21 protein-coding genes are annotated in these 26,032 nt (G+C 53.9%); 10 read left to right on the forward strand and 11 right to left on the reverse strand.

Annotated elements, in window-relative coordinates:
* The first annotated feature begins 226 nt into the window (after positions 1-226).
* The 4 genes from FGW20_RS07515 to FGW20_RS07530 all read left to right on the forward strand — a co-directional run bounded on the left by FGW20_RS07515 (position 227) and on the right by FGW20_RS07530 (position 3,113).
* Complete coding sequence (locus FGW20_RS07515; RefSeq protein ID WP_301677472.1) at positions 227-1,597, forward strand: ATP-binding protein; 1,371 nt, start codon at positions 227-229, stop codon at positions 1,595-1,597.
* Between the two features lie 279 nt (positions 1,598-1,876).
* On the forward strand, positions 1,877-2,080 hold the full coding sequence (locus FGW20_RS07520) for a hypothetical protein (RefSeq protein ID WP_048113481.1): 204 nt from the start codon (positions 1,877-1,879) through the stop codon (positions 2,078-2,080).
* A 207-nt stretch (positions 2,081-2,287) separates the two neighbouring features.
* Positions 2,288-2,506 carry a hypothetical protein gene (locus FGW20_RS07525; RefSeq protein ID WP_301677473.1) on the forward strand — a complete coding sequence of 73 codons (219 nt, stop codon included), beginning with the start codon at positions 2,288-2,290 and terminating at the stop codon, positions 2,504-2,506.
* A 160-nt stretch (positions 2,507-2,666) separates the two neighbouring features.
* Complete coding sequence (locus FGW20_RS07530; RefSeq protein ID WP_301677474.1) at positions 2,667-3,113, forward strand: Hsp20/alpha crystallin family protein; 447 nt, start codon at positions 2,667-2,669, stop codon at positions 3,111-3,113.
* A gap of 236 nt (positions 3,114-3,349) precedes the next feature.
* On the opposite strand, the gene FGW20_RS07535 is transcribed toward FGW20_RS07530, so the two are convergent.
* Positions 3,350-3,493, reverse strand: coding sequence for a type II toxin-antitoxin system HicB family antitoxin (locus FGW20_RS07535; RefSeq protein WP_367617928.1), 144 nt, complete (start codon positions 3,491-3,493; stop codon positions 3,350-3,352).
* Between the two features lie 76 nt (positions 3,494-3,569).
* Positions 3,570-3,806, reverse strand: a complete 237-nt coding sequence (locus tag FGW20_RS07540) for a type II toxin-antitoxin system HicA family toxin (RefSeq protein ID WP_301677475.1) — start codon at positions 3,804-3,806, stop codon at positions 3,570-3,572.
* A 419-nt stretch (positions 3,807-4,225) separates the two neighbouring features.
* Here FGW20_RS07540 and FGW20_RS07545 point away from each other — a divergent pair, with 419 nt between their 5' ends.
* Positions 4,226-4,891 carry a ComF family protein gene (locus tag FGW20_RS07545; protein ID WP_048113504.1) on the forward strand — a complete coding sequence of 222 codons (666 nt, stop codon included), beginning with the start codon at positions 4,226-4,228 and terminating at the stop codon, positions 4,889-4,891.
* Positions 4,884-5,828 (forward strand): DNA-processing protein DprA, encoded by a 945-nt coding sequence (locus FGW20_RS07550; RefSeq protein ID WP_011844329.1) that lies wholly within the window; start codon positions 4,884-4,886, stop codon positions 5,826-5,828. The genes FGW20_RS07545 and FGW20_RS07550 overlap by 8 nt, the downstream gene beginning before the upstream one ends.
* A gap of 25 nt (positions 5,829-5,853) precedes the next feature.
* Here FGW20_RS07550 and FGW20_RS07555 read toward each other — a convergent pair whose 3' ends face one another.
* On the reverse strand, positions 5,854-6,162 hold the full coding sequence (locus FGW20_RS07555; RefSeq protein WP_301677476.1) for an HIT family protein: 309 nt from the start codon (positions 6,160-6,162) through the stop codon (positions 5,854-5,856).
* A gap of 792 nt (positions 6,163-6,954) precedes the next feature.
* On the opposite strand from FGW20_RS07555, the gene FGW20_RS07560 reads away from it, so the two are divergent.
* Positions 6,955-7,623 (forward strand): ATP-binding protein, encoded by a 669-nt coding sequence (locus FGW20_RS07560; protein ID WP_301677477.1) that lies wholly within the window; start codon positions 6,955-6,957, stop codon positions 7,621-7,623.
* 365 nt (positions 7,624-7,988) lie between these two features.
* On the opposite strand, the gene FGW20_RS07565 is transcribed toward FGW20_RS07560, so the two are convergent.
* From FGW20_RS07565 to FGW20_RS07590, 6 genes are all read right to left on the reverse strand, one after another.
* Positions 7,989-8,366, reverse strand: coding sequence for an HIT family protein (locus tag FGW20_RS07565; RefSeq protein WP_301677478.1), 378 nt, complete (start codon positions 8,364-8,366; stop codon positions 7,989-7,991).
* Entirely contained in the window at positions 8,354-9,505 is a 1,152-nt protein-coding gene (locus FGW20_RS07570) for a DUF8808 domain-containing protein (RefSeq protein ID WP_301677479.1), read from the reverse strand. The genes FGW20_RS07565 and FGW20_RS07570 overlap by 13 nt, the downstream gene beginning before the upstream one ends.
* A gap of 164 nt (positions 9,506-9,669) precedes the next feature.
* Positions 9,670-11,760: a hypothetical protein gene (locus FGW20_RS07575; protein WP_301677480.1), complete on the reverse strand. Its 2,091-nt coding sequence runs from the start codon at positions 11,758-11,760 to the stop codon at positions 9,670-9,672.
* Positions 11,757-15,203 (reverse strand): hypothetical protein, encoded by a 3,447-nt coding sequence (locus tag FGW20_RS07580; protein WP_301677481.1) that lies wholly within the window; start codon positions 15,201-15,203, stop codon positions 11,757-11,759. The genes FGW20_RS07575 and FGW20_RS07580 overlap by 4 nt, the downstream gene beginning before the upstream one ends.
* Positions 15,204-15,487: 284 nt before the next feature.
* A complete protein-coding gene (locus FGW20_RS07585) occupies positions 15,488-15,982 on the reverse strand; it encodes a hypothetical protein (protein ID WP_301677482.1) in 495 nt (164 codons plus the stop codon).
* A gap of 9 nt (positions 15,983-15,991) precedes the next feature.
* On the reverse strand, positions 15,992-16,762 hold the full coding sequence (locus FGW20_RS07590) for a phospholipase D family protein (RefSeq protein WP_301677483.1): 771 nt from the start codon (positions 16,760-16,762) through the stop codon (positions 15,992-15,994).
* A 371-nt stretch (positions 16,763-17,133) separates the two neighbouring features.
* Here FGW20_RS07590 and FGW20_RS07595 point away from each other — a divergent pair, with 371 nt between their 5' ends.
* Positions 17,134-17,985, forward strand: coding sequence for a nuclease-related domain-containing protein (locus FGW20_RS07595; protein WP_301677484.1), 852 nt, complete (start codon positions 17,134-17,136; stop codon positions 17,983-17,985).
* A gap of 136 nt (positions 17,986-18,121) precedes the next feature.
* Here FGW20_RS07595 and FGW20_RS07600 read toward each other — a convergent pair whose 3' ends face one another.
* Together FGW20_RS07600 and FGW20_RS07605 are read right to left on the reverse strand one after the other, a co-directional pair.
* Positions 18,122-18,550, reverse strand: a complete 429-nt coding sequence (locus FGW20_RS07600) for a DUF365 domain-containing protein (protein ID WP_301677485.1) — start codon at positions 18,548-18,550, stop codon at positions 18,122-18,124.
* On the reverse strand, positions 18,543-19,001 hold the full coding sequence (locus FGW20_RS07605; protein WP_301677486.1) for an EVE domain-containing protein: 459 nt from the start codon (positions 18,999-19,001) through the stop codon (positions 18,543-18,545). The genes FGW20_RS07600 and FGW20_RS07605 overlap by 8 nt, the downstream gene beginning before the upstream one ends.
* A gap of 207 nt (positions 19,002-19,208) precedes the next feature.
* On the opposite strand from FGW20_RS07605, the gene FGW20_RS07610 reads away from it, so the two are divergent.
* Both FGW20_RS07610 and FGW20_RS07615 read left to right on the forward strand, forming a co-directional pair.
* Positions 19,209-22,406: a helicase-related protein gene (locus tag FGW20_RS07610; RefSeq protein ID WP_301677487.1), complete on the forward strand. Its 3,198-nt coding sequence runs from the start codon at positions 19,209-19,211 to the stop codon at positions 22,404-22,406.
* Positions 22,403-25,999, forward strand: coding sequence for an Eco57I restriction-modification methylase domain-containing protein (locus tag FGW20_RS07615; RefSeq protein WP_301677488.1), 3,597 nt, complete (start codon positions 22,403-22,405; stop codon positions 25,997-25,999). Before FGW20_RS07610 ends, FGW20_RS07615 begins: the two co-directional genes overlap by 4 nt.
* Positions 26,000-26,032 lie beyond the last annotated feature (33 nt).

The following is a 26,032-nucleotide window of genomic DNA, read 5'->3' on the forward strand; positions in this document are numbered from 1 at the left end:
GCGGCACAGGCAGGGTCCCGGTCGAGGTCTTCATCGCCTTGATGCCGGAGAGTCCTACCCGGTTCGGGCGAGGATGGGTTCAAGATGCTCTTCTACACCGTCCCCTCCCCCGACGACGGCCCGGCAGGATACGAAGTGCCCCCGGAGTGAAGGGGCGGGGCACATAATTTGCAGCGCCTCTGCCCCCGGGCGAAGCCATTATTACTAATCCAGATTAGTAATAATCATGATTAGGGAGTTCATCGACCGCGAGACCGAGCGTGCCCTCCTCGAGGAAGAGTGGCGAAAGGACGGCGGCAGGCTGATCATCCTCTATGGGCGGCGCCGGATCGGCAAGACGCGGCTGGTCACCGAGTTCATCCGCGGGAAAGAAGGTATCCTCCACTTTGCCGAGGACACCGCACCGCAGATCCAGATCCGGCGGCTGCAGGAGGAGGTAGCCCGGTTCTTCTCTGACCCGCTCCTTGCAACACTCGAGATCACGACCTGGGACCAGCTTTTCACCTACCTCGCCCGGATACCGCTCGCCGAGCGCCGCTACCTCGTCATCGACGAGTTCACCTACCTGATCAAGAATGACCCGGCCGTCCTCTCCGCGCTCCAGAAAGCCTGGGACACCGCCCTTGCCGGATCGAACTGGTGTATTCTCCTCTCCGGGTCGATGCTTGGCCTGATGGCGGATAGTGCGCTCTCCTACACCTCACCTCTCTACGGGCGGCGGACCCGGGACATGCTTCTTGGTCCGCTCCAGTTCTGCGACGCACGAACGTTCCTCCCCTCGTTCTCCTTTCGGGATGCTCTCAAGGCCCACCTGACCCTCGGGGGCATCCCCGAGTACCTCCTCAAGGCCGGGGATCACCCCGACTATGCCACGTTCGTCGAGCGGGAGTTCTTCAATAAGTATGGCTACTTTTATCGGGAGCCTTACTTCCTCCTCTCGCAGGAGTTTCGGGAACTCAAGACCTACCAGGCAATCCTCAATGCCATCGCCGTCGGCAATACGGCACCGGGCACCATCGCCCAGTTCTGCGGCATGGACGCCCGCCATCTCTACCCCTACCTCGAGGCGATGACGCGGCTCGGGATCATCGAGAAGGAGTTGCCCCTCTTTGGCAGCCGGCGGCAGGGGCTGTACCGGATCAAGGACTGCATCTTCGACTTCTGGTACAACTTCGTCTTTTCGCACCGGCAGGCGATCGAGACGGAGAACCATTCGGTCGATGCCGTCGATATGAACCCCTACTTCGGCAAACAGTTCGAGGTCTTCGTGCGGAGCGAGTTCGCCAGAAAAGTCCTCCCGGGGTATACTACCGGGCGATGGTGGTACCGCGGCGAGGAGATCGATCTCGTCGCTGTCCGGGAGAGCGACGCGAGCATTGTCTTTGGGGAGTGCAAGTGGGGGAGCCTTACGGAGAGGGAGGCCCGTGGCGTGCTCACGCGCCTCTCTCAGAAAGCGGAGCATGTCCGGCACGATACCTACACCAGCGAGCGCTTCTGCCTTGTCGCCGGAGATATCAAGGGGAAAGACCGGCTCCGCGAGGAGGGGTTCCTCGTCTACGGCCTCGCGGATATCGAGGCGGCATGCACCGTCGGGTAGTTCCATCCAGGACCGGGCGCTCATTCTCTCTTCTCCTCCGCCTCCCGCCGGACGTTCCCTGTACCCGGCTGGACAAATTGTAAATTCCACTTACAATTTGTCCATATAAGTATGGCTCTGTGAGGGCGATGCGAACTACCTGCTTGAGCATGCCGGGCGGTGCCGAACGCGAACAACACCCTCCGGGACTTGAGACTGCATCCGCCGGGCCTAACATTAATACCGGTGGAGCGCCAAATTCACAACGCTGGAAAGCGATCGATATGGGAGGAGTGGAAGATGGAGCCTGGGAGCCGGAGAACCGGGAAGGAGAACGTTGCGGAACCCGGGTCTTCCTACAGCCTCCCGCGGGATTCGACCGCTCCTTCTTCCGTCGGCCCGTCCGATATGCCGAACCCTGAAGAGCCCCGCCCCTCAGTGCAGGAAGACTTCAGGATGCTCATCGAGCGGCACAAAAAGACGCTCGACCTCCTTGCTGAATAATTCATCGACCTCTTTTTACAACCGCGTGCAGCCAGTCGAGAACGTCCTTTCGGGTCTTTTTGCCCCCGGAAACGTCCCGTACAACGGCATTGTTCTCCGCATCGGAGCTTGCGATGATGTACCGTTCCGGGGTCCTCTTCAGTATGAGAGCTGCGAGCAGAAACGCGATCCGCTTATTTCCCTGAACGAATGCCCTGCTGCAATACCATGGAGCATAAACGCGGCCCTCTCGAACGGGTCGGGAATATGGTTGCCGACGGCGATGACGAAGTCGAGGTTTCCGGGGTTGAGCAGCCGCCCTTCGAGACCCCGGTCTTGACGCTGCTGGCCCGGATGATCTCGACCTGGAAGCCGACGACTTCCTCGACGGTGAACTCCTCCATACGCTCTCGCAACTCCCCGCCTGCTCTCCGGGCAGAATGCTGAAATGTTGGGAGTGATTGGGAAAAGGTTGTTCATGCGGCGCCCGTGAATACGTGTCAGGGAATCTGAGATGAGACCCCTTCTCGATGGTTCCAGGAGGAGACCCCAGAACTTATATGAGCGGGAGCGTGTAGGCTGCACGACACCTGGAGGAGTTGAGAGTATGGAACAGAAAGAATTCTCGTGCCCGATTCGGAGGGCGTTCGGCCCGGAGATGTGCGGGATGCACCGGCGGCTCCACGAGATGATTGCGGCGCCCGGGCAGCGGATGATCTCCGTGGTCCGGGGTGCGGGGATCCCGGTCGATATCCGGGACCTCGAGGATGAGGTCGCGGTCGTCGCCGACCTCCCGGGGGTGGCGAGCGGCGACGTCACGATACGGCTCACCGGCCCAATGGCGTTGCGGATCACCGTCCGACAGAGGGAGGAAGAACGGGAAGGCTACGCCGTCAGGGAGCGGCTGTCCGGCGAGATGACCCGGGTCGTGAACCTTCCCGCGGAGGTCACGGACGAGGGTGCGGCGGCCGCCCTCCGAAACGGCGTGCTGGCGGTGCGGTTGAGGAAGGTTTTAGAAGAGCAGGGGGTCGAGATCCCGGTTCGTGAAGGATAGGGTGGTGAGTTCTGGGGGAGGACCGGAGAGCAAACCGGGCGAATTGCGCAGGCACTGTCTGCGCGATTGATTGCCCGACGGGAACGGTTGCATTGGATTGACCGGAGAGTGTTCGGATTCGTCCAGCGAGGAAGATGCCACCCGTGACGTGGTCGAGGACCGGGCGGCCGTCTCCCCGCACTTGCGCTGAACCGGGGGCCAGCCCCTTGTTCTATTGTTCGGGTGCCGGAGGGCGGTCACCCTCGATTGACCGCTACGTAGATGGCTGATGACCGCGACCGGGGAACCGGGAACCCGTCCTCCTGGAGCCCCTCGATGTGGAGTTCGATCGCCTCGTGCATCCGCTCTTCCGCTTCTTCACGGGTCGTTTCGGTGGCCACGCACCGACGGCGAGGTCCGGGGAGTATGCCGAGTAGTTGCCGTCGGTCTGTTCGACGATGACAAGAAATCGATACATTATTCATCCCTCATGTTAAGTCCTGCCTGTTTGAGCACGCTGTTCAGCGTTCCCGGAGCAAGAACATCTGCCGGATGCCCGGCGATGGTGATACGGCCCACCTTGGACGGATGCTTATACTGCCGGTGACTGCCCCGGGTCGCCACCAGGTACCACCCGTCCGCTTCGATCATCTTTATGCAGTCTCTTTCATTCTTTCCCCGCCCATACCCGTTGATCCGGAACCCCGGACGCATCGTGCTGTTACCCTGTACGCATCACGGTCGGGGATTGTGATATCCCTTGTGCTCCTGGTTTCCTGATCAGTTCCCTCAGTACACCTCTTCGCCGGGATCGCACCCCGGCCCGGGGGTCCGCCACGCCCCCGGTGTAAATGTCGGGTGAGACCCGACCGGCATCGAGCTCCCGCACCGGCACGGGTAGCCAGCGGTAGGTCTTCTGGATCGTCCTTGCAACCGTCCTACGGACCGTATCAAGGTTATTCTCCGGGAGATCGCTTCCGTTGATGGTTGCCCCTCTTCTCGCGTGCACTTTCGGGCCGCAGGCCGCAGGTATATAATGAGCCGTCCCGATATTGCTGTAAAGGGGATGGATCGTCACCCCGGAACGTTCAGGAGGATGAAATATGAAAAGAACGTTTTTCCGATCCGATGGAATGGAACTTGAGATCCTCTATCCCCCATATTGTCAGGTATGCGGTAATCCCATCCCTGACTGTTTTGCAGATACTTTCCCCTACTGTGCGGCATGCAGAAACAGGCCGGATAGAGACGACCCTCCTGTCCGTGTCCGGGCGTTCGGAAAATACCTTTTTGAGGAAGAATTTCCTGATGACGTTCTCAGCAGCGAGATCCGGAGGCTGAAGACGGACGAAACCCTTGTCCCGCAGCTCCTGGAATGTCTCTTCTATGCGATCGATCACCAGTACCCGGACTTCCGGGAGTTTGATATTGTCGTTCCGGTTATGCGGGGTACAGGCTCCGGAGGCTACAGTCCCCCGGCGCTCCTGGCAGAAGGCGTCGCATCCCGCTATGGGATGCGATATCTGGACGCCCTGTATAAGAGTAAAGTATATCGCCCAATGCATAGTATCTCTGATCACCTCGAAAAGGAGAAGGAGATCGCAGGGAATGTTGGATGTCGGTACCGGTTCAATGGCGAGTCGGTTCTCCTGATCGACGATACCTGCATCACCGGGGCGACAAAGCGGGAGTGCGCCGCGGTGTTGCGGGCGCATGGTGCAGGTGAGGTCTGGTCGCTTGTCCTCGGGAGAATGGTCAACCGAAAGCACCTGGAAATTCTCGGGAGTTACAATGGATAACCTTTCTATCAGGGAGATTGCTTTTCTTGCCGCCCTCAACGACAATCAGGCCCTGAAGCGGCAGGGGTACGCCGAATACTTCCGTGACCCGGCGGTTCTCCGCGACCTCTACGCTGATACCTTCGAGCCGGGTGCGAAGCCCCGTCGGGCCTATCCCGGCCCGCTCATCGCACGGGCGGAGGAGATCCGGGAGAAAGGTCTTCTTGCGTTCTATATCGATACGCTTACGGGCTACAGGCAGAAAGGCGTCCGGATTCTGCCGGTCTTTGATGCCGGATACCCGGGGAGGCTTCTGGGGATTCGGGATCCCCCTTTTCTCCTCTACCAGGTGGGCCGCGAGGAGACCCTCGCAAAGCCGGCGGTTGCCGTCGTCGGCACGAGAACGATCTCCCGGGCGGGTATCGAGAGAGCCCGGGAGACGGTGGATCTTCTGGTTCGCCTCGGTTACGTGGTCGTGAGCGGGCTTGCTCTCGGGACGGATGCCTGCGCTCATACGGCCGCGATCGACTGCGGAGGCGAGACGGTGGCGGTCCTGCCGGGCGACGTCACGGTTGTTGTTCCGGGGGAAAACCGGACTCTTGCCGCGAGCATCGCCGGTTCGGGTTCGCTGCTCGGTGAAATCACACACCTTGCGGGGATGCACAAAGGCAGGTTCCTTGAGAGGAACCGCATCACGAGCGGCCTCTCCGACGGTGTGGTCGTCATCGAGACCGGCAAATCCGGGGGTTCCGTCCGGCAGGCGGAGACGGCGTTCCGGCAGGGACGACCGGTCTACGTCCTGGAGCCTGACTGTTCGGACGCAAAGGCCGTAGCCGGGTATCAGCACCTTGTCTCGTGCGGGGCGATCCCGGTCGAATCCCCCGGCGGCCTCTCCCCGCACTTTGCGAGGATGCAGCACCCGCCCTCACGAGTGACGACGCTCGCGGATTTTTGGTGATGGGTTCTACAATCTTTTTCTTCTTTCAATACACCCTCTTCTCCGGGACTGCCCCCCTGACCCCGCCCCGGGGGTCTTCGACGTCGCCGGCATACCGCGGGATGACGTGGACGTGCAGGTGCATCACCGTCTGGCCGGCGGCTTTTCTCACGTTCACGCCGATGTTGTAGCCGTCGGGGTGGAACCGGTCGTCGAGGAGGGTTTTCGCCTCCCGGACGAGGGCGAGGAGGGCGGCGTGTTCCGCATCGGTCGCGTCGAAGAAGTCCGCGACGTGGCGGAAGGGGATGAGGAGGAGGTGGCCGGGGCGATTTGGTCGAAGCCGAGCTCCGAACATTAGGTGGGGAGATCCGAACATTAGGTGGGGAGCTCCGAACATTAGGTGGGGAGCTCCGAACATCAGGGTACATTGCACGAGATTGCGGAACTGATTAGATCGCTGCAGAGAGTGCTCAGAGAACCTGTTGGGGTGATGCTCCTCTGCGGGGAGAGGTTCCTGACTCTCGACGACGGCGATGGTTCAGATCGGCATTCTCGCAAAGAGGGAACGACCGGGCTGGCCGTGGGCCACTCGCAGACGTACGTAACGAGAGAGCGATAGCAAGAACTCAGAGCCGGATCGCGATGGGATCAATGGGATCATGTTAAGATCATAGTGGGATCATAATACCGGTCCAGAATAATTTTAAACGGATTTAGTGCGTGGAATGCACAAAACCTCCCCTCTCTGCCGTTATGTGATGGGATCATGACATAGGAAAGATTCGACGTCCGGATCTGCGTAACGTCTGGAGAGACGAGGCCTACGACTTCACCATCCGGCTTGAGGAGAAGAACGATGCCCTTGTTCTATCGTCGACAACGTTTATCGGAAACCGAATGCAGGTGATCCCATGGGTCGGGATCAAGTACCCATCAAGTACGGATAAGCCGGCAGATATCCGGATATACAGATCTTCGGCAGTATTTCCGACATTGATATCAGGAAGCGGACACTCCGAATACAGCCCGTCAAACTTCACGATCACCCTCGATTTGAACTGTTAGATATTTTCTAATAGTTGCATCACGGGTCAACTCGCCGCTTTCGTAGATGTTTTTCAGGTGTACGTTTATTGTCGGAACAGTCATGAGCGTGATTGAACGGGATATGCCGTCGGATCAGTATCGAAACCCCTTCCTTGCCGGCGCCATGGTCGAGTTGAACATGATCGATACCATCGGCAGCGGGATCAAGCGGATGTTTAGAATACAGCGGGACCGCAACTTCCCGATGCCGGACTATGATCTCGACGAGGAAAGTGTGGTGCGGGTCACGATTCCCGGCCGGCTGATCGACGAGCGGTATACCCGGATGCTGATCGAGCGCAAGGATCTTACATTGATGGATGTAATCGCTCTCGATAAGGTACAGAAGGGTTATCCTATCCCGAAAGAGGAACGGGAGTTCCTGCGGAAGAAGAACTTTATCGAGGGACGGCACCCGAACCTGTATGTTTCTGAGAGCGTGGCAGCCAAGACCGATACGCAGGCTGAATATATACGAAACAGGTCGTTTGACAGGGCATATTTCAAGGATATGGTGGTGGCGTACCTCCGGACGTATCATGAGGCAAGGAAAGTTGAGATTGAAAAACTGTTGCTGGACAAGGTTTCCGATGCTTTGAGCGAGGAGCAAAAGCGCCAGTTCATCAAGGATCTACTTCAGGAGATGCGTAAGGAGAAGACAATCAGGGCTATCGGGATGACACGGAGTGCGAAATGGGTGCTCACTCATGATCCTGAAGACCGTTTCTGATGGAGGACCCTGGGAGACGATTGGGTGGACACTGCGTTGGATGTTATACCCGGCTACTGTTGATTGGAGAAATGATTGGTGTCTATTGGAGAATTGATTCCAAATATACTACCTGGAATGGCACATCGGGCGCCTGTGAATTAATATTTTAGAGTCACTATTGGAGAATGATTGGAGATAGTGATGCTATCCATGATACTGGAGGGCCGGACGACCACGATGACTGAAGGCGCTTCTCCTCAACATCTTTGCTGCTCTCGCTTCCCCTTGAATCCAGGTTGGGCAGCCTCTCGATCGGATCCTGCTGAACACTCTATCTGCCTTTTGATGTGGTGAAATTCCTCCCGGTATCTCCGCTCAGCTCCTCAATACACCCTCTTCTCCGGGACTGCCCCCCGCACCCCGCCCCGGGGGTCTTCCACGTCCCCGGCGTACCGGGGGATGAGGTGGACGTGCAGGTGCATCACCGTCTGGCCGGCGGCCTCCCCGACGTTCACGCCGACGTTGTAGCCGTCGGGACGGAACCGGCCGTCGAGGAGGGTTTTCGCCTCCCGGACGAGGGCGAGGAGGGCGATCTCTTCCGCGTCGGTCGCGTCGAAGAAGTCCGCGACATGGCGGAAGGGGATGAGGAGGAGGTGGCCGGGGTTCGCCGGGTACTTATCGTAGCGGGCGTAGCAGAGGTTGTTCTCCAGGATGATGTCTTCGGGAGATGGGTTGCAGAAGGGACAGCCTATATCACCCATGCTTCGTACCCCCGGACGTGGATGAGGTAGGCGCATTTCTCGGTGAGGTGCTCAAACGCCCGGTCCTGCCAGTCGCTCTTCGGTGCCTCCAGGCCGAGGAGCGAGACCGCGATCTCCCGCTCGAACGGGCGAGGGGCGTGGTCATGGAGGAGGTCCCAGTAGCCGATGATGCACTCCCGCCGGGACTTGAGGAGCGCGGGGTCGGGGATGCGGTCGCGTTTTTTGGCGTTGACGGAGTCGAGGGCGGGAAGGAGGTTCCAGAGGTCGTTGTTCTTCCAGACCGAGAACGGGAGGACGTGGTCGATATGCATCGCCTCCGGCGAGCGAATGGGCTTCCCCGACCAGACGCAGGCGAGCGTCCCTTCCTCCGCAAAGACTGACCGGTAGATGTTCCTTGCATCCGCGATCGCCCGTTCGGTCGTCGGGGTCTTCGTGAGCAACGAGAGCATGCACTCCTCGGTGACGGTGCCTGTCCTGTCGGCGGCCGCGGTGAACTCGGCCCACTTCTTCAGGAGGCACTCCTCCCCGGAGATGAAGCCTCCGAAGTGCTCGAAGACCGTGCAGAGGTCGCGGGAGAGGGAGAACCGGCCGGAGTTCTCGATCAGGGAGGCCCGGTCGAGGGGGCTGTCGCCGGAGAGCCGGTAGAGCGGCCGGTCGTAGTCGAAGACCGAGTAGTGCTCCTTCGACTGCGAGTAGCCGAGGTGCTTCATCGGCATCTCCGTTATGGTCTTGCGGATTGCTTTGGCGAGCGTCCGGAACGCGGGCCGGACCTCGGCCGGCATGGTGCCGCGGGCATAGTCGTTGTAGAAGACCGAGATCCCGCCCCGGTCCCGGTAGTAGTCGATGACCGGCATGAAGTGCTTCCGGAACGAGACGGCCCTGCCGGTCTCCTGGTCAGGCGTCTCCCCGTTCTTCTGCGGGATGAACGCCGGGGCTGCAAAGATCGGGTAGTAGTAGAGCAGCCACTTCTCGACGAGCAGCCCGAGGGGAAACGAGACCTGATCGCCGTCGTCCTCCCGCAGGTGCGAGGACTGCTGGCAGACCTCGATGACGCCCCGGAGGAGGGCGTACTTGTAGGTCGCGTCGGCGCTGTCGCGTTCGATGATGTTGTTGATCCGGCGGTACTGGGCGAGATCCATTGTTATTGCAGGAGAGATCGGGGGGCGGGGGGATATGGGTGTCGGTTTTTGTTGGGGGTGTTGATGGACCGGTCCCTTGTAGCCGTTTTCATAATCGCGCACGAGCGGGTCGTACCCCACCCCGGTTGCAGCCTCCCGATGAAGAGTTGAGTGCCTGTTGGTCTTTATTTTTCAAACTTCGCATATTCACGGATGTACTTAAATGGGAACGGTAGAACTGTACTTTGCCCTGTTCGCACAAAGTCAACGTCCATTGTGGGGAGAACCCCTTTGAATACCAATTTTGAGCCATTGACCGCTACTATCTTGCGGAGATGGCAGGCATTGTTAATGGAAAACTGGATTGCCCCCTGACGATCTCCTACAAAGTAGTGGGCTTCAGATTCGTTCGCTCCGAAGTATTTGATATTAAGTGAAGCACTGAAAAGATCGTCCATATTTTCTTTCTTTTTAGAGAAATGGAGCCTCACTCTATACTTCTCGTACAGGGTGTCTCTGAGATGTTCCGCTGCCTTTGAACCCTTACCAAGGCAGAGGTTCAGGATGCCCTTAAGAGCCTTCTTTGAGATCTCTTGATGCCCTAACGCATTCAGGTTTTCTACCAATGTGGACACCTTTTCGCTCCCTGCTTGAGGTATCCTGGCGAAGCACTCCTTGACAACAAAAGCCAGATCGCTTCCCGTTCTCATCCCTTCGGGAAGCTCGTCATCCATTTCCCGGATAACGTTCCTGATCTCCTTCAGGTTAGGAATAGTTATTTGATCAGTGCGGTAGATCAAATTCTTGTCGCCTGCTTCTGATACGACAAGGCCCTCAGGTGAGAGGTGCGTCTGCCATTTACTATCTTTTGCTCCTTTGAGGAGATCGACATACTCCTGGCATCCTACATACCAATCAAGAGAGGTTGGATCTACTTCCCGGAATTCGAAGCGACCGTCAGGGAAGATATCCATGAAAATGATATTCTCTTCAGCACTATCGTACGCGGCAAATGTCCACACCCCCGTTGCATTCAACCTGCTCCAGTCAAAAAGGCTTAATTTTTGCTCTTGTAGATCTCGCTTGATTAGCTGCTCTTTAATCAATGTCTTCGCTATCGCATCTGAAATTTCTTTTACGCCCTCTATGGTTATATTCTGCCTGATAACGCCGGAATCCGAAGCGAGATATTCATCCTTTAGGTTATTTTCCTCATAATAAGCAGCATCATGTATGATTCGATAATTGACCGCCTCCTTTTTCTCACGTTTTCCGATGGTAAGCAGTTTCGGATTTCCCATGTAGAACAGAAGCCCCTTCTTCAGCGATCGAATCATCTCCGGAGATTCATCTGATCCAACTCGATCCACTATGCGGACGGGTTGCCCATCGAGTCTGGATCGAAGATGTTCTGGCTTCTTCAAAATCGTCTCTCTCAACTCAATGGTATGCGGCCTATCTAAAACGCGCAGTTTAACGGACATATACTCGGATAGATGTTCTTGAATACTATCCAGAACATGATGCAAAACGCCTGCTCGACTCCTATCATATGCCGTGCAGGAACTGAAGTCAATGAAATGAACATGTGCCCTTTTGCTATTAAGACCCATGCGGATATAGGTCCTCTTAGGATCGGGCTTGGGGTCACGCGGCAACAGCCTGCGGAGGGTGCCTGTTCCTTCATGCAGAACGTACTTGGGTTTCCTGTTAAGAGCAGATCTATTTACTTTTGGATCATTTTGAATAGAATAGAGTGTCCGGTGGCGCTTGACTTCCACATTGAGCAGATAATCCCTATCGAGGGCAACCTCAAAAGCATCAATATAATCTTTGTTTTTGCCGCCCGGACTGGGGACAATAAGCAAAGTTCCTGTCAGGTTACAGTAATGGAATTCTTTATAGCGCGAACGCGATGATGCAAGCGAGTTTATCAGGATTCGTGCGAGCCAGGCCTCACATATGCAACCATCTGATTCCGTCCTGAGCGCTCTGGGCTTGGCTTCGATAACTGCATCCTCTGAAAAATCTTCATCTTTTCTGATTCGTGAGATCAATTCATAAGTGTCCACCGGTCGCCTGAACATGGCATATGCATATGAGCTATATGCGTACAGGACGGCATCTGCTTTATAATCGTCACCGATCAGGCGGTCTAACTGATATGCGCCCTTCCATCCCCCTTTAGCATCCCTTTTAAGTCGGATAAATGCGAAATCACGTTCAATAGCATCGATGTTAAACTCGATCTCCAGTGTATTCGTTTTAATCTTCATTTTAGCAACTCCTTCTGGATAAATACTAAAGCCTCGTCACTCAGAGAGCCATCCTGGCAAACAAATGGAATCTCAACAATTCTCCGTTCTGAGGATATTATTGGGCGGAACTCTTTCCTGGATTCTCCTAGGATATTGATTACAAAAACACGATCTGCGTTGCAGCCTTTCATTTTATCCTTGATATTAAGGATTATATTTTCTGCAGGAACAGCAATATGGTCATTCCAGAGTTTAAAATCAAAGTAGACGTTGTTTTCCGTCTTGAAATCAAACATTTCATACTCGGAGATATCCAGTTCGCTGAGCTGGAGTCCTAACTGCTCCTGCAAGATATAGCGACCACATACCTCACCCAGCGCTCCCTTGTAGATATTGTTAAATATGGGAGGGGTAAGCATCAGCTCACCTTCAGCGAACCCAGTTGCCCACCCTCTGTCATTAAAGAGGTCATACAGGGGCTTTATCGCCATTAGTTCCTGCAGTCTTGCGGCTCTCTCACTAACCTCCTGTGTTTGCTTATCCGGCGAAAAAAAGACCTCTATATTCTGATAATCATTTTCCTGAATATACTTGTATGAGCGGGCAGGGGATGGGAGTTCAACATAAATTGGATGCCACTTAGGATCACAGTTCTCTTTTGAAGGGATAGAAGGTTGCTTAAGGGTTTGCTCTCGCAGATTTTGCCATAACTCTACCTTACTCCTGTTCCAGGGGTTTTTCAAGAAACCATGTATAAATGTAGCAGACCAGTTACTCCTGTTTGATGCCCGGTTCTGAAATCCAACATATTCATCTGATATGGCACTTTTTCCTCTGGCAGACTCCAGTAATGCAGTATATTCTCTGACGGGAATCACATCATCAGGCAAAATGAATTGCACCAAGTGCCTTCTGATAAATGAGTCAGCAAGGACATGAATAGTCGGTGATTTCATATTTGTTCGACAAATTCTTCCGATAGCCTGGATCACTATCTTGTTAAGGTAACGAGTGTACGCCTCTGTCTGATAGAGGCTGATATAGTCTTCCACATGCTTCTTCTTCTTGTATCTGCCGACCAATCGAGAAAAAGCCTCGTCCAACTTACGTTCGAAAGTTTTCGGAGAGATAGAACCATCCTCGACGAGAAATTCGAGTTGGAACAGGTATTTTATGAAATCATCATTTTTGAGATCGTCTGAGTTGATGTTTACAAGAAGATGCGTCGGGCGGTCTACGTATATAGCATCGATATCCATCAATCCACGATCGGGGAACCCGTTAATCTTTATCGGGTGTGTAGATTCGGGGATTGCGTATTGCAGGTTTTGTCCTGCTCCGATTGTTTGATATGTGGAGATTATAAAACGTCTTTCGCCAGATTTCAGGGCCTCTAGTAACTCTGGTTTCTTCTTATCAAAATTCTCGCCGGTCAAAACAACAATCGTATCTGAATGAAGTTTTCCCTCCATGTCTGGATATCTACTTTGTATCCTTCCTGCGTATTGATAAAGAGTCTCCAGATCAAACCGGGGATTTGACCGTTTTGGAAACGCGTTAAAAAAGCAGAGAAATGCACGAATTTCTGTGTTCTCCAAAAAATAGTTCCATGCTGTGAGAGCACGCACATAGCGGGAGAAAATGTAACCAGGATCCTGCTCCTCCGGGTTGCTCCCCCTCACCACATTCCATAGTGCATTTGCAGCCTCTCGGTCCTCCATTAGCGACTCCAGCCTCGCCAAACTCTCTTCAAAATCATCTGTGCCGATGAATTCCGTCTTGATTGATACCCGCTCATATCCCCGGTTTGTCTCAGAAATGGCTTCAGTTATTCTCTGCAAGGCGGCACCTGAAGGTCGAACAAATGAACTTCTGAGCCGTGAGCGTAGATATTCCAGATCATAATTCCCGATATTCGTATACAACCCCGCAGTAGCAGACATTCCTACAACCATCGCTCGCGAGCAAACTTCAACCAGGAACGATTCTGGTGTCCTTGAAAAGGTACACCTATATATTTTTGAAAGTGTGTCATGCTCGTCGCTATCCACGATATCATAATAACTGAAACCAGCATCGTAGAACCCATGTTCTTGGATAGCATTGGTTTTGCCGCGTAATTCATAGGGGGTATTATGTTCCATTATGCTGTCGGTAAGAAATTTTACAGTGCCTGAATCAAGGTGGAAATTGTTTAAAACCGTCTTTATGGCGATATCTAATGGGTAAACTTCCTGAACCGTGTCGTCTTCGTTTTTAAGCTGGCAGTAGTTCTCAGCCAGATATTCGACACCATTCTGGAAATATGTGAGAAACCCAGCAATTTCGCGAAGCAGGGACCGAATATTTACTCCAGACCGTCTCTCATTTCCCTCTAAAGCCATTATCCAGTTGGTACGGGTTTCAGTATCCTGCACCACTTCGATCCTTTTATGTTGGGCATCCAGAACGTGGTGAAACTGATAGTCGTAAAAGAGGAAGTTCCGTTTATTCGAAGAGAAGTTAGATGATGATTTACAGGTATGTTGAAGGTTGTACTTCTTGAATATCAGGTCAGCTTTTCTCTGGAAATTTACGACAATCTCATGAAGTGATGGCCAGTCTTTTTCGGAAGCCAGGCGCTCTCGCTGTTTAGATTCCTGCAATAGAACTCCTGGGCATTCGTTTTCCATGAGATGGTTGTGGATATTAAGGAAGAGATCGAGGAGATCTGCCCGCGAATCAAGACCTGATTTTATAATGTTCTTGAGCACATTTTCTTTGGTCGCATCAAATTCATCAATAAAGATCAGCGATCCGTCGATCAACCGTTTCTGGAAATAATATGAACTCTCTATAATGGGGGTGTTCTTGCGGACAAATTTGTCTATGCTGAGAAAAATAATCGTCTTTTCATCTGTAAAGACAGCAGGGTACAGGTTCCCTATCCACTGATAATCTGGATTAGTTTTGACCGCATCAAGTCTTTCCACTTTGGTCTTGAACTCTTGGTTTAGTTGGTTGGTGATGAATTTCCGAAAATCCGGTTCGAGTTCCTTACGTATTTGTTCACTGAGGGCTATTTTTACCTTTTTGTCCATCCTTTCGCTATTTTCCAAAGTTTCAACGTAAGATTTTAGATCAAGGTAACTCTTGACTTTAAATTGCTCCGGGATCTGGGAATCCACAGATAAAAGATTGTTAATGACGGATTCGGAGTTTGAGTTGATGAAGATTACATATTTATCGTAGTCATCTTCAGCATTGTCAGCTTTGAATCGTTCCTTTAGTTCGAGAAAGGGGAGATTTTTCTTAAGGTTGGTTATGAAGAATATCTTTCGCTTCTGTTCTGCAAAATCCCTGTAATGTTTGTAAATGAAATCGAGTACATTATGTGTTTTTCCAAAACCAGTGGGCATGCTCAGGAGAAGGAGCCCCGTCGTATCCTTTTCTAAGCAATGCTGCTCGAGAATTTCTTGCACAGATGTCCTCCACACCAACGTAACCGTTTTTAATAGTTTTCCTATGGATTAGCCAATCTAATATGTCTTTTGATTAGGTCGAATTCTGTAGAAAGCGAATTCCCTAATTATACCGCGCTACAAGGTTTGGTTGGCCTGTCCACTGGTATCTGTCTGTTGTAATGATGGAGTAAAAAAGGAAGCCCTTTAACTCCCGGACGAGGGCGATCTTTTCTGCGTCTGTCGCGTTGAAGATATTCGGGGAGAGATTCTGCCGGCAGCGTCCAGAATGGGACGAGCCCCGTTCACCGGATCACCAGCGCAGGCAGCTTCCCGCCGTGCATCTCCTGGTATCTCTCCTTCAAAGCCTCCTCAACAGCTCCCGGGTGCTCATCGACGACCATCCACCCGTACTGCAGTTCCCACCCCGAGGAGAGGAGCGCCCATACCGGATATTTGGCGGTATGACGGGTCGCAAGTTCCCGGTATCGGCCGTGGAGGGTGTTCTTGCTCCCGGCGTATGTTCCTGCCGACCCGATGTAGATCGTCGGGCAGTCGCCGATCTTGAGGAGCCGGTCGAACCGGCTGCAAAGAAATCTGTCTGCCATGTCCCAGCCGATTGACCCGGCAAGACCGACGGCCTTCTCGCGGACCTCTTCTGCCGGAGTTCCGTGCTGGTGAACCCGGATGACGTAGACCCCTTTTCGCTTCGGCGGTTCCGCATCCTGAAACCGCGTAAACTCAAACGCATCGAAGAGGCCGTTGCAGCAGTCCCTGGCCGGTGAAGAATTCTCCCTCATCGTCTACTCTCACCGATAGTAATTCTTGTAGCAGTCATTACAGACCGGCCGGGTCTTTGTCGTCGTATGTTTGGTCCCACACTTGTGGCATACCTTCTCTTTATAGTCCGGGTTGTTGAAGCGGGCCCAGGAAGCAAAGCATTTCGGGCAGTACGGCTTCTCCGGGTTATAATCGATCGTCTCTCCGCACCGGATACAGTAACCAACCTCTCCCAGAACCGAATCCAGCGCCTTCTCAAGGAATCCCTTCTTCGGAGGGGCTTTCAACTTCGGTGATATGGTTCTAGTGGGTTTTCTCGGCTCATATGTCCGTTGACTTGCGGTGGCTGCCGTAGCCGTCTGATTGTTGCTCTCCGGGCTGCTTGCCTGCAGGATCCTTTCAACCTCTTCGAGGGTCTGGGTGTAGAGATCGGGATCTGTCTCCCGAAAGAATCGGACACCCATCTCCCAGTTGTTGCTCTGCGAGTGCTCGTAGAGGTTCATCGAAGTGATGATGCCGAACTGTTCGTTGATGTAGCATTTGGCGTGGAGATCGTTGCATTTGTAGAGTTGAGAGTTCTGCAATTGTTTGAGAAATGCCAGATCTTCCTGCTTAGGGTTTGTGTCGCTCCGGTAGACGATGTCGATGGGGACCTTTTTGTCGTCAATGCTCTGGAGGTATTTCTTGTTGTGCGGGGTCAGGCTGATGTAAGGGGAGACGATGAAGATTTGCTCCTCAGCGATTTTGATGATCTCGATGAATGCTGCGCTTACCCCTGGTGCGTCGAGGAAATCTGCCATTAGGTTGCTCCTGATGGTATACTATACAGCGAGGAGCCGAAAAAGATTCTTATACGTCCCCGTTGCTCTTGATCATTGATACTAAACTGTTTTGCTGAAGATCTGACTTAACGGGGAGTTGAGCGCCAGCAGAAAGTATTTGACGGTCGAGAAGAAATTTCCAATCCGGCATATAGGGGCTATAGTGAAATTGGGCAATATCACGAGGACAATGAAGTAGGGAGCTTATGGTCATAATACACGGGGTATCCGGGAGTACGCAGTATCTATTGCACGGGCTGAAGCCCGTCGGTGGAAGAAATCTGGGGACTTTCGAAGATATCTACCACTTTTACAGCAATTATGCCGGAATTCTGGCTGAGACCGAAGCCGTGGTGAACAACCAACTGGACGAGAAGATAACCTGCCTGAACGACACTGAGATCCAGCTCGATGTCCGGATTCGGGAAGGCATTGCCCGGCGTACGGAAGAGGTTGATGTGGAGATCGCCGAACTCAGGACGAAGATCGACAACGCAACGAATATCCTGACGCGATGGGGCTGTACGGTCAAATGCTGGATTGCGGTCTCTCTACGGTCCAGAAAAATATCCCGCCCCTTCAGCGGTCTGAAGTCGGAATTGCGCGGCGTCCAAAACGAGAGAGTGATGCTGACCCGGAAGAGGCCTGAGTTTGTCAACAAAGGGTGCAGCAACATCATCGCGAACCATGCATTTATAGCCGATAATATTTCGTTCTATATCGGTGCTGTCGGGGAGGAAACGGTCATCAACGCCCTCGCGCAGCTCTCCGATGAGTATCATCTCTTCAACGATGTGAACCTGCGTTTTCATCCTCCTATCCACTGGCGGGAGAAGAATGACTACATCAAGTCGAGCCAGATCGATCACATCGTCGTTGGCCCTACGGGTCTCTTTCTTGTGGAGACAAAGAACTGGAAGTTCTCAGACGTCGAGACGAAATCTAATAAACTGGTCTACCAGGTGAGACGTTCCAGCCTGGCACTCTGGTTCTACCTGCGGAAGAACTATGCGCGATACGATGTGCCGAAGACCCGTAACGTCGTCGTCTCGGTGCAGGGCTGCCGTCCCGGCCAGAAGTTGGATCCGTACATCGATATCACCACCCCCAACAGGCTCTGCGAATACATAACGACAAGAACGAACACCCTGCCGGCAGACGCGGTAGATCGGTTGGTCGCCGTGATCGGCCGGACGGTCTGAGGCCTCCTGGGCGGAATCAGGGATTGTATTTGTAGGTTGTATCGGAGAGCTCCGGCAACCGCTCAAAAGGGACTGGCTGGCGGATGTCGCCGGAAGCGACGAGGTTGATGATCTTCATTCCCGAAAATTGTGGTAATTATTCCCGCAGATATCTTCCCCCGACCGGGACGAACCGCTCCGGTTTCTTCACCGTATCGTACTTTTGGATATTCTCGAGTTCGAGAGCCATCCAGGATCGCTTCTTGCCTTCACCCTTCCTGACCCGGACCCCTTGCCACCGCTCCTGGTTCCTGACGTAGGCTTTCGCCTCCTCCCGGGTGAGGAAGACCGCGTCGCCGAAGGTCTCGAAGAACGCGAGAGGGTCGTCGTTGATAACGATCCGCTTGATCGTCGCCTCCCCGGCGTAGCCGGTATCCTCGTGGGACTGGTAGAAGATGAGTTTCATGCCGCTCCGGAGTTCTTTGAAGACGGTGGCGGGCTTGATGAAGACGGTCTTTCCTTCGTTGAAGAACCGTGGGGTGTACTTCTTCGGGACGGGGAAGGTGACGCCGATAATCTCAGACATCGGCTGCCTCCACTCCGGCCCGCTTGAGGATGATCCGGTAGTCCTCCTCGGGGATCTCGCGCATGGCTATCCTGAGGTGGCCGCTCCACATCGTCTTGTTCGTGATGAATTTGAGGTCGGGGATCAGCGGCTTGAACTCCAGCGGCTCGGCGAAGACTGCGATCGGCTTGACCTTCATGCGGTAGGGGAAGACCTCGTCGCCCATCTGCGGCGGGGTGACGAAGAGGCGGGAGTGGTCTTCGTAGGGCTCGGAGACGACTTCGTAGGCTCCGGTTATTGCTGAGGGAAGGATGGTGTCATCCTCTTTCTCCTGCCGGACGTAGACAAGTATGGTATCGCCGGGCTTCACCCGCTGCATGAGGGTTTTGTTGCGCTTTGGGACGCCCCAGATGTGCTTCTTTTCAAGGATCTTGTTGTTGTCCCGGTTGGAGGAGGCGATCCAGTGGGTCATAGGTGGAATTTGATCGTTTATATTTAAAACATTCACTGAGTAGAAGCCGTTCGAATAATCCTATCTTCCTGGCAGGTTGGTTTCACTAATCTGGAGAGAACATCCTCCCATAAGCCCTTGCCGAGAGAACGCCCCCTCCCATGTGGCGAGAACCGTTTCATCAACTATATCATAGCGTAACTATTACTTTTGTTACAGGTGCGTTCAGTGTCTTCGGATCTTACTTTTATTACTAATGAGGATGGCAATACGTTACTTGATCGTTTTAATGCCTTAGTTAAGGACACCACGCTTTTCGATTGTCTCGTCGGATATTTTTATTCGAGCGGATTCTATGCTCTTGAGAGGGCCCTGGAGAATACCGAGAAGATCAGAATCCTCATTGGCATCAGCACCAATAAAACGACATACGATCTTATCCAGACTGCCGCATTTGAGGGGCATTCAACACTCCTCCTTTCCAATAAGGACCTCAGGAATCAATACTCCAGCATGGTCAAAGAAGAGCTGGATCAATCCGAAGACGCCTTCGACGTAGAAAAGGGTATTCTGACCTTCATTGAGTGGTTGAGGAGTGGAAAACTTGAGATCCGTGTCTACCCCTCAGAGAAGATCCATGCAAAACTCTACATAATGACCTTCAAGGAGAGTGACAGGGACCAGGGGCGCGTTATCACTGGTTCAAGCAATTTCTCTCAAGCGGGGCTGCAGGATAACCTTGAGTTCAACGTTGAACTCAAGATGCGGGGAGATTACGAATATGCGCTTAACAAGTTCAATGAACTCTGGGAAAACTCGGCCGATGTGTCGGAGAGTTATGTCGAGACGATACGGACGCAGACCTGGCTCAACGATTCTATCACCCCGTATGAACTCTACCTGAAATTCCTCTATGAATATCTGAAGGAGAAGATCAATCTCGATAAGCAGGAAACCGGGAATGAATACATCCCTGAGGGGTTCATGGACCTGCAGTACCAGAAGGACGCGGTGCAGGACGCAAAGTTAAAACTGGAGGAGTACGGCGGCGTTTTTATCTCCGATGTGGTCGGCCTCGGGAAGACGTACATAGCAACCCTCCTTGCCCAGCAGCTTGATGGGAGGACGCTCGTTCTTGCTCCTCCTGTCCTGATAGACCGGGAGAATCCGGGTTCATGGCCGAATGTTTTCCTCGATTTTGGCGTGCGCCAGGCAGATTTCGAATCGGTCGGGAAACTGGATCACGTTCTTAAGAGGGGAACCGAGCGGTACAAGAACGTGATCATCGACGAGGCTCATCGATTCCGGAACGAGATGACGCAGAGTTATGAGAGCCTGTATCGGATCTGCAGGGGAAAGCGGGTGATTCTGGTGACGGCAACCCCGCTCAACAACTCTCCCAACGATATCCTGAGCCAGATAAAACTCTTCCAGAACGCCAGAAAATCCACTCTCCCAAACCCGAAGGTGCGCAACCTCCAGAGATATTTCAATACCCTCCAGAAACGGCTTGACGGGCTGGACCGGCAGCGGGATCGCGAAGAGTACATGAGAGTTGTCAGGGAAAATGCCGAGGATATCCGTGAGAATGTGCTCCAGTACCTGATGGTCCGGCGCACGCGGGCGAGCATCGCTGCGTACTACAGCGAGGATCTGAAGCGGCAGAACCTCAAGTTCCCCGAGGTTGAGGACCCTCAACCGGTGTATTACCACTTTGATGACCACACGGACTCGGTCTTTCTGGAGTCGATCGACCTGATCGCGAACCGGTTCAAGTATTCCCGCTACACCCCGCTCCTGTATCTGAAGGAAGGAACCTCACATCCCGAGGAACTGGCCCAGAAGAACATGATGAAGTTCATGAAGATAATGCTCTTGAAGAGGTTGGAAAGCAGTTTTTTCGCGTTTAATATGTCTATCAGCCGTTTCATCGGGTATTATGAAGTATTTATCCGGGAGGCCGAGAGAGGGAATGTCTACATCAGCACTACGCACACGAACGTGATCTTCGACCTCCTCGAAGAGGATAATATGGATAAAGTCGCCTCTCTTATCGACGATAAGAAGGTCTATTGTCTGCCGTCATCCAGTTTCACTCCGGCGTATCTGGAGGATCTCAGGTATGACCTCGAGATCCTCAAGAGACTGCGTACGCTATGGGATACTGTTGAAGACGACCCGAAGAGAGCCGCGTTTGTTGAAGCGCTCTCAATGGATCTCCGGCTCAAAGACCAGAAGTGTATCATCTTCACCGAGGCGAAAGAGACGGCGGATTATCTTACGGATGCCCTGAAGGAACGGTTTGGGGACTGCGTTCTTGAGTATCATGGATCGTCCTCGGAGAGTGAGAGAATCGCGATCATCGAGAACTTTGATGCGAAGGCCCGGCACCCGAAGGACGAGTATCGGATTCTCGTGACGACAGAGGTTCTCTCGGAGGGGGTGAACCTTCATCGCTCCAACGTGGTGATCAACTACGACATCCCGTGGAACCCTACGCGGATGATGCAGCGGGTCGGCCGTATCAACCGTGTGGATACGAAGTTTGAGAGGATACATATCTTCAATTTCTTCCCTGCAGGCCCTATCAACGAGGAGATCGGCCTGCAGGAGGCTGCTGAGGCGAAGATAGCAGCGTTTATCGAGATGCTTGGGAACGATGCCCCTCTCCTGACTGACGAAGAGATCAAGTCGCATGATCTCTTTACGAAATTGACGTCCCGAAAGACGATCACGGGAGAGGATGAAGAGGAAGACCTTGAACTCGGGTATCTGACGTTCCTGCGGGAGATACGGGACTCGGATCCTGATCTCTTTAAAAAGATAAAGCACCTCCCGAAGAAGGCGAGAGCCGGCCGTGCATCTGGTGAGCCCGGGCATTCGGTGGTCACGTTCTTCAGGCGGGGGAAACTCCGGAAGATCTTTCAGACGACGACCCGCGGGCAGGAGGCTGTTACCGGGGAGGTGGATTTCCTGCGTGCGGCGGAACTCCTCCGGGCAGAGGCATCGACGAAGAAGCACGTTATCAGACCGGACTTTTACCCGCTGCTAGAGTCCAACAAAGCCGCTTTTGAGGATGTGTTTGCCATCGAGAGCACTATTGCGCCCTCACGCGGGAGTAGAGGAGGCGAGGTCAAATTTACCGGCATCCTGAGAGCGATCCAGCGCTCGCCGGCGTTTACGGATGAAGACGAAGAATATGTGGGAAAGGTTCTCGGGCTGATAGAAGACGGGGCGCTCCCGAAGGCGACCATCAAGAAGATTCTCACAAAGATTGCGTATACCCCGGAACCTCTCCCCATGCTCGCAAAGATCAAATCTGAGATCTCGGAAGAGTTCTTCCGCCCGGCATTCGGGCCGGTCGATATCTCCGGGCCTAAAGAGGTCATCCTCTCCGGGTACTTTGCAGGAGGTGAGTCTGCATGAAAGAAGAGGAGACCATCAGGCTCATTGATGGGGTCTTCAAGGATGCCTTCAATCCGGGCCGGTATATGAGGTTCATCCAGGAACTCTTCGACGACTTCCGGATACTTCCCCAGCGGTTGCCGATCTGGCGCGAGTTCAAGAACTATATCGACGAGGCATACAGTATCGGAACCTACGTTGACGGGAGACAGACCGTCGGGGTGCTCTATGTCAGGCTGATGCGGTCGACCTCTCGTGACCGCGCCCGGACGATGCAGCGGAACTTCATCGCGAAGTTCCTCAACAACGAAGGGAGGGATGCGGCTCTGGTCGCGTTTTACGGCGACGACCACGAGGACTGGCGCTTCTCGTTTGTTAGGCTCGAGTACGAGCTCGGGACCGGCGACGACGGAAGGGTCCGCACGAGCGTGAAACTGACGCCTGCACGCCGGTTTTCGTATCTTGTGGGGAAGAACGAGCCGAACCATACCTGCAGGGAACGGTTCCTTCGTCTTATCCGGGAGAAGAATGGAACCCCGATTCTTGCAGATATCGAGGACTGTTTCAGCGTCGAGAATGTCACAGACGAGTTCTTCAAGAAGTATGAGGCCTGTTACCTCAACCTGAAGGAGTCGCTTGAGAGGGCGCTCGAAGACGATCCCATCTGTAAGGCGGAGTTCGAGGAGAAGGAGATCTCGACGGTCGATTTCTCGAAGAAACTCCTCGGCCAGATTGTCTTCCTCTATTTCCTCCAGAAGAAGGGGTGGCTCGGGGTGAGGCAGGACCCCGCGACCGGGCGGTTCCAGGAGTGGGGGATGGGCCCGAAAGATTTCATGCGCCGCCTGTATGACGGCGAAATCGTCCCCTACAAGAATTTCTTCAACGACATCCTTGAACCGCTCTTCTATGAGGCGCTTGCAGAGGATCGCTCGGTAAACGAGGATTACTACAGCAGGTTCAGGTGCAAGATTCCGTTCCTGAATGGCGGTCTCTTCGAGCCGATCCAGAACTACAACTGGGTTAGCACCTACCTGCGGATAGAAAACGAGGTTTTTGGAGGCATTCTGAAGACATTTGACGAGTTCAACTTCACCATCAAAGAGGACGAGCCCCTGGAGCGGGAGGTGGCGGTCGACCCGGAGATGCTCGGGAAGGTCTTTGAGAATCTCCTCGATGTGATCGACCGGAAATCGAAGGGAGCGTTCTACACTCCGCGCGATATTGTGCACTATATGTGCCAGCAGAGCCTGATCGGCTATCTTGCGAACCACACGAGTATCCCCCGTGATGACCTGGAGTTGTTCATCAGGCGTGGCGATGTCACGCTCGGGATGACCATCCATGCGCAGGAGAACGGCCTGGACGATGAGTGGTTCCAGGATGCCCGGTTTACCCTGCCGGAGTCTATCCGGAACCATTACGCCGGGCTTGACAGTCTGCTCTGCTCGATCCGGGTGGCGGATCCGGCAGTGGGTTCGGGCGCGTTCCCGGTGGGGATGATGAATGAGATCGTGAAGGCTCGTTCGATCCTGACGCCGTTCTTTGCCGGGGAGGATGCGGACCGGTCGATATACGAGTTGAAACGACAGACAATAGAGAATTCTCTCTACGGTGTAGATATCGATTCTTCGGCGGTAGATATCACCAAACTCCGGTTCTGGCTCTCGTTGATCGTGGATGAGGAGAATATCCAGACGATCCGGCCGCTCCCGAACCTCGACCACAGGATCATGTGCGGGAACAGTTTGGTGGACGAGTTCGAGGGGGTCAGCCTCTTTGACGAGGGGCTGCTGGTTGAGCCCGAGGATGACCCGGAGGCCGTGACGGCGTCCATCGATGCCAGGATAGAGGACCTGGGGGAGGAGCTGCACCGGATTCTCACGGGAGCGGAGGAGGGAGATTCGGCGCGGATACGGCGCGAGATTGCGCGGCTGGAGAAGAAGAAGAAAGAGGCCCTAGCAGGTCCGAGGTCCACCGCACGGCAGGTGACGTTTGACCAGGCGGCATCCCTGCGCATCAAGGAGTCGCGGCGCAAACTCCGGGAGCTGAAGCGGTATCAGCGGCTCTTCTTCAATGAGCAGAACCGTGCGAGGAAGAACGAGTATCGGGCCGCCATCGAGCGGCTGGAGTGGGATCTCATCGAAGAGACCCTGAAGGAGGCGGGCAATACCGATGCCTGCAGGAAACTTGCCGCGTACCGGAAGAACAGGGCAAAGCCATTCTTCCTCTGGAAACTCTATTTCTCGGAGGTCTTCCTGCGCCAGAACCCGGGGTTCGATGTGGTGATTGCAAACCCGCCGTACGTGCGGCAGGAGAGCATCAGGGAGCAGAAGGCCTATTTCAAGGAGCATTACTGCGTCTACCAGGGCACCGCCGACCTGTACGTCTATTTTGTCGAACGGGGGGTGAATCTGCTTGCGGCCGGCGGGGTGTTCACCTACATCCTGCCGAACAAGTGGATGCGGGCAAACTACGGGAAGCCCCTGCGGGCGTGGCTGAAGGAGCGGCGGATCGAGGAGATCATCGACTTCGGCGATCTCCCGGTCTTTGAGAGCGCAACGACCTATCCCTGCATCCTCCGGATCGGGGCCGGGGCTCCCCGCGAGCGGTTTGATGCCGTGCAGGTGGAGAACCTGGACTACCCCGACCTCACGGAGTACGTGAAGGGCCATTCGTACCCGGTAAACCTGACTTATCTGGACGATGGGGGATGGTCCCTGGCTGACGAGAAGACGCAGGCGCTGCTTGAGAAGATCAAGGCCGCCGGGGTGCCCCTGGGGACGTATGTGGACGGGAAGATCTACTACGGCATCAAGACCGGGCTGAACGAGGCCTTCGTGATCGATGAGGCGACGAGAGAGCGGCTGATCGCCGAAGACCCCCGGAGCGCGGAGGTTATCAAGCCGTTTCTCGCTGGCCGAGATGTCAAGCGATATCAACCATTAGAGTTGAGCAAATATCTCATCTTTACGCGGCGTGGAATTAACATCGATAGTTACCCCGCGATTGGAAGGTATCTGAAACAGTATAAAGAAAAACTCATACCCCGGCCAAGAGATTGGCCGTCAGATAAACCATGGCTGGGTAGAAAAGCAGGTTCCTATCAATGGTATGAGGTTCAGGACTCAATTGATTACTATCTGGAATTTGAAAAGCCAAAGATCATTGTTCCTGCAATAGTCCAGAGGGGGTCATACACGTATGATGAAAGGGCATTCTACTCCAACGATAAAACATCCATAATCCCATGTACTGACATATACCTACTTGGAATACTCAATTCAAAAGTTGCTGACTTTATTGTGCACCTCATTTCCTCGACGAAGCAAGGAGGTTATTATGAGTATAAGCCGATGTACGTCTCCCAGATCCCAATCCGCACTATCGACCCCTCCGACCCCACCGACGTCGCCCGCCACGACCGCATGGTCGCCCTCGTCGAGAAGATGCTTGACCTGAACAAGCGCCTCGCGGCGGCGAAGGCTCCGCACGAGAAGGAGGTGCTCGCCGGGATGATCGACGCGACCGACCGGCAGATCGATAGGTTGGTGTATGAACTCTACGGACTCACGGAGGAAGAGATCGCGGTTGTGGAGGGGACACATGGGCAATAATCTCCTGTACGGTGATCAAATTCACATTGAACA

This window comes from Methanoculleus methanifontis (assembly GCF_030464365.1).
GTDB lineage: Archaea > Halobacteriota > Methanomicrobia > Methanomicrobiales > Methanoculleaceae > Methanoculleus > Methanoculleus methanifontis.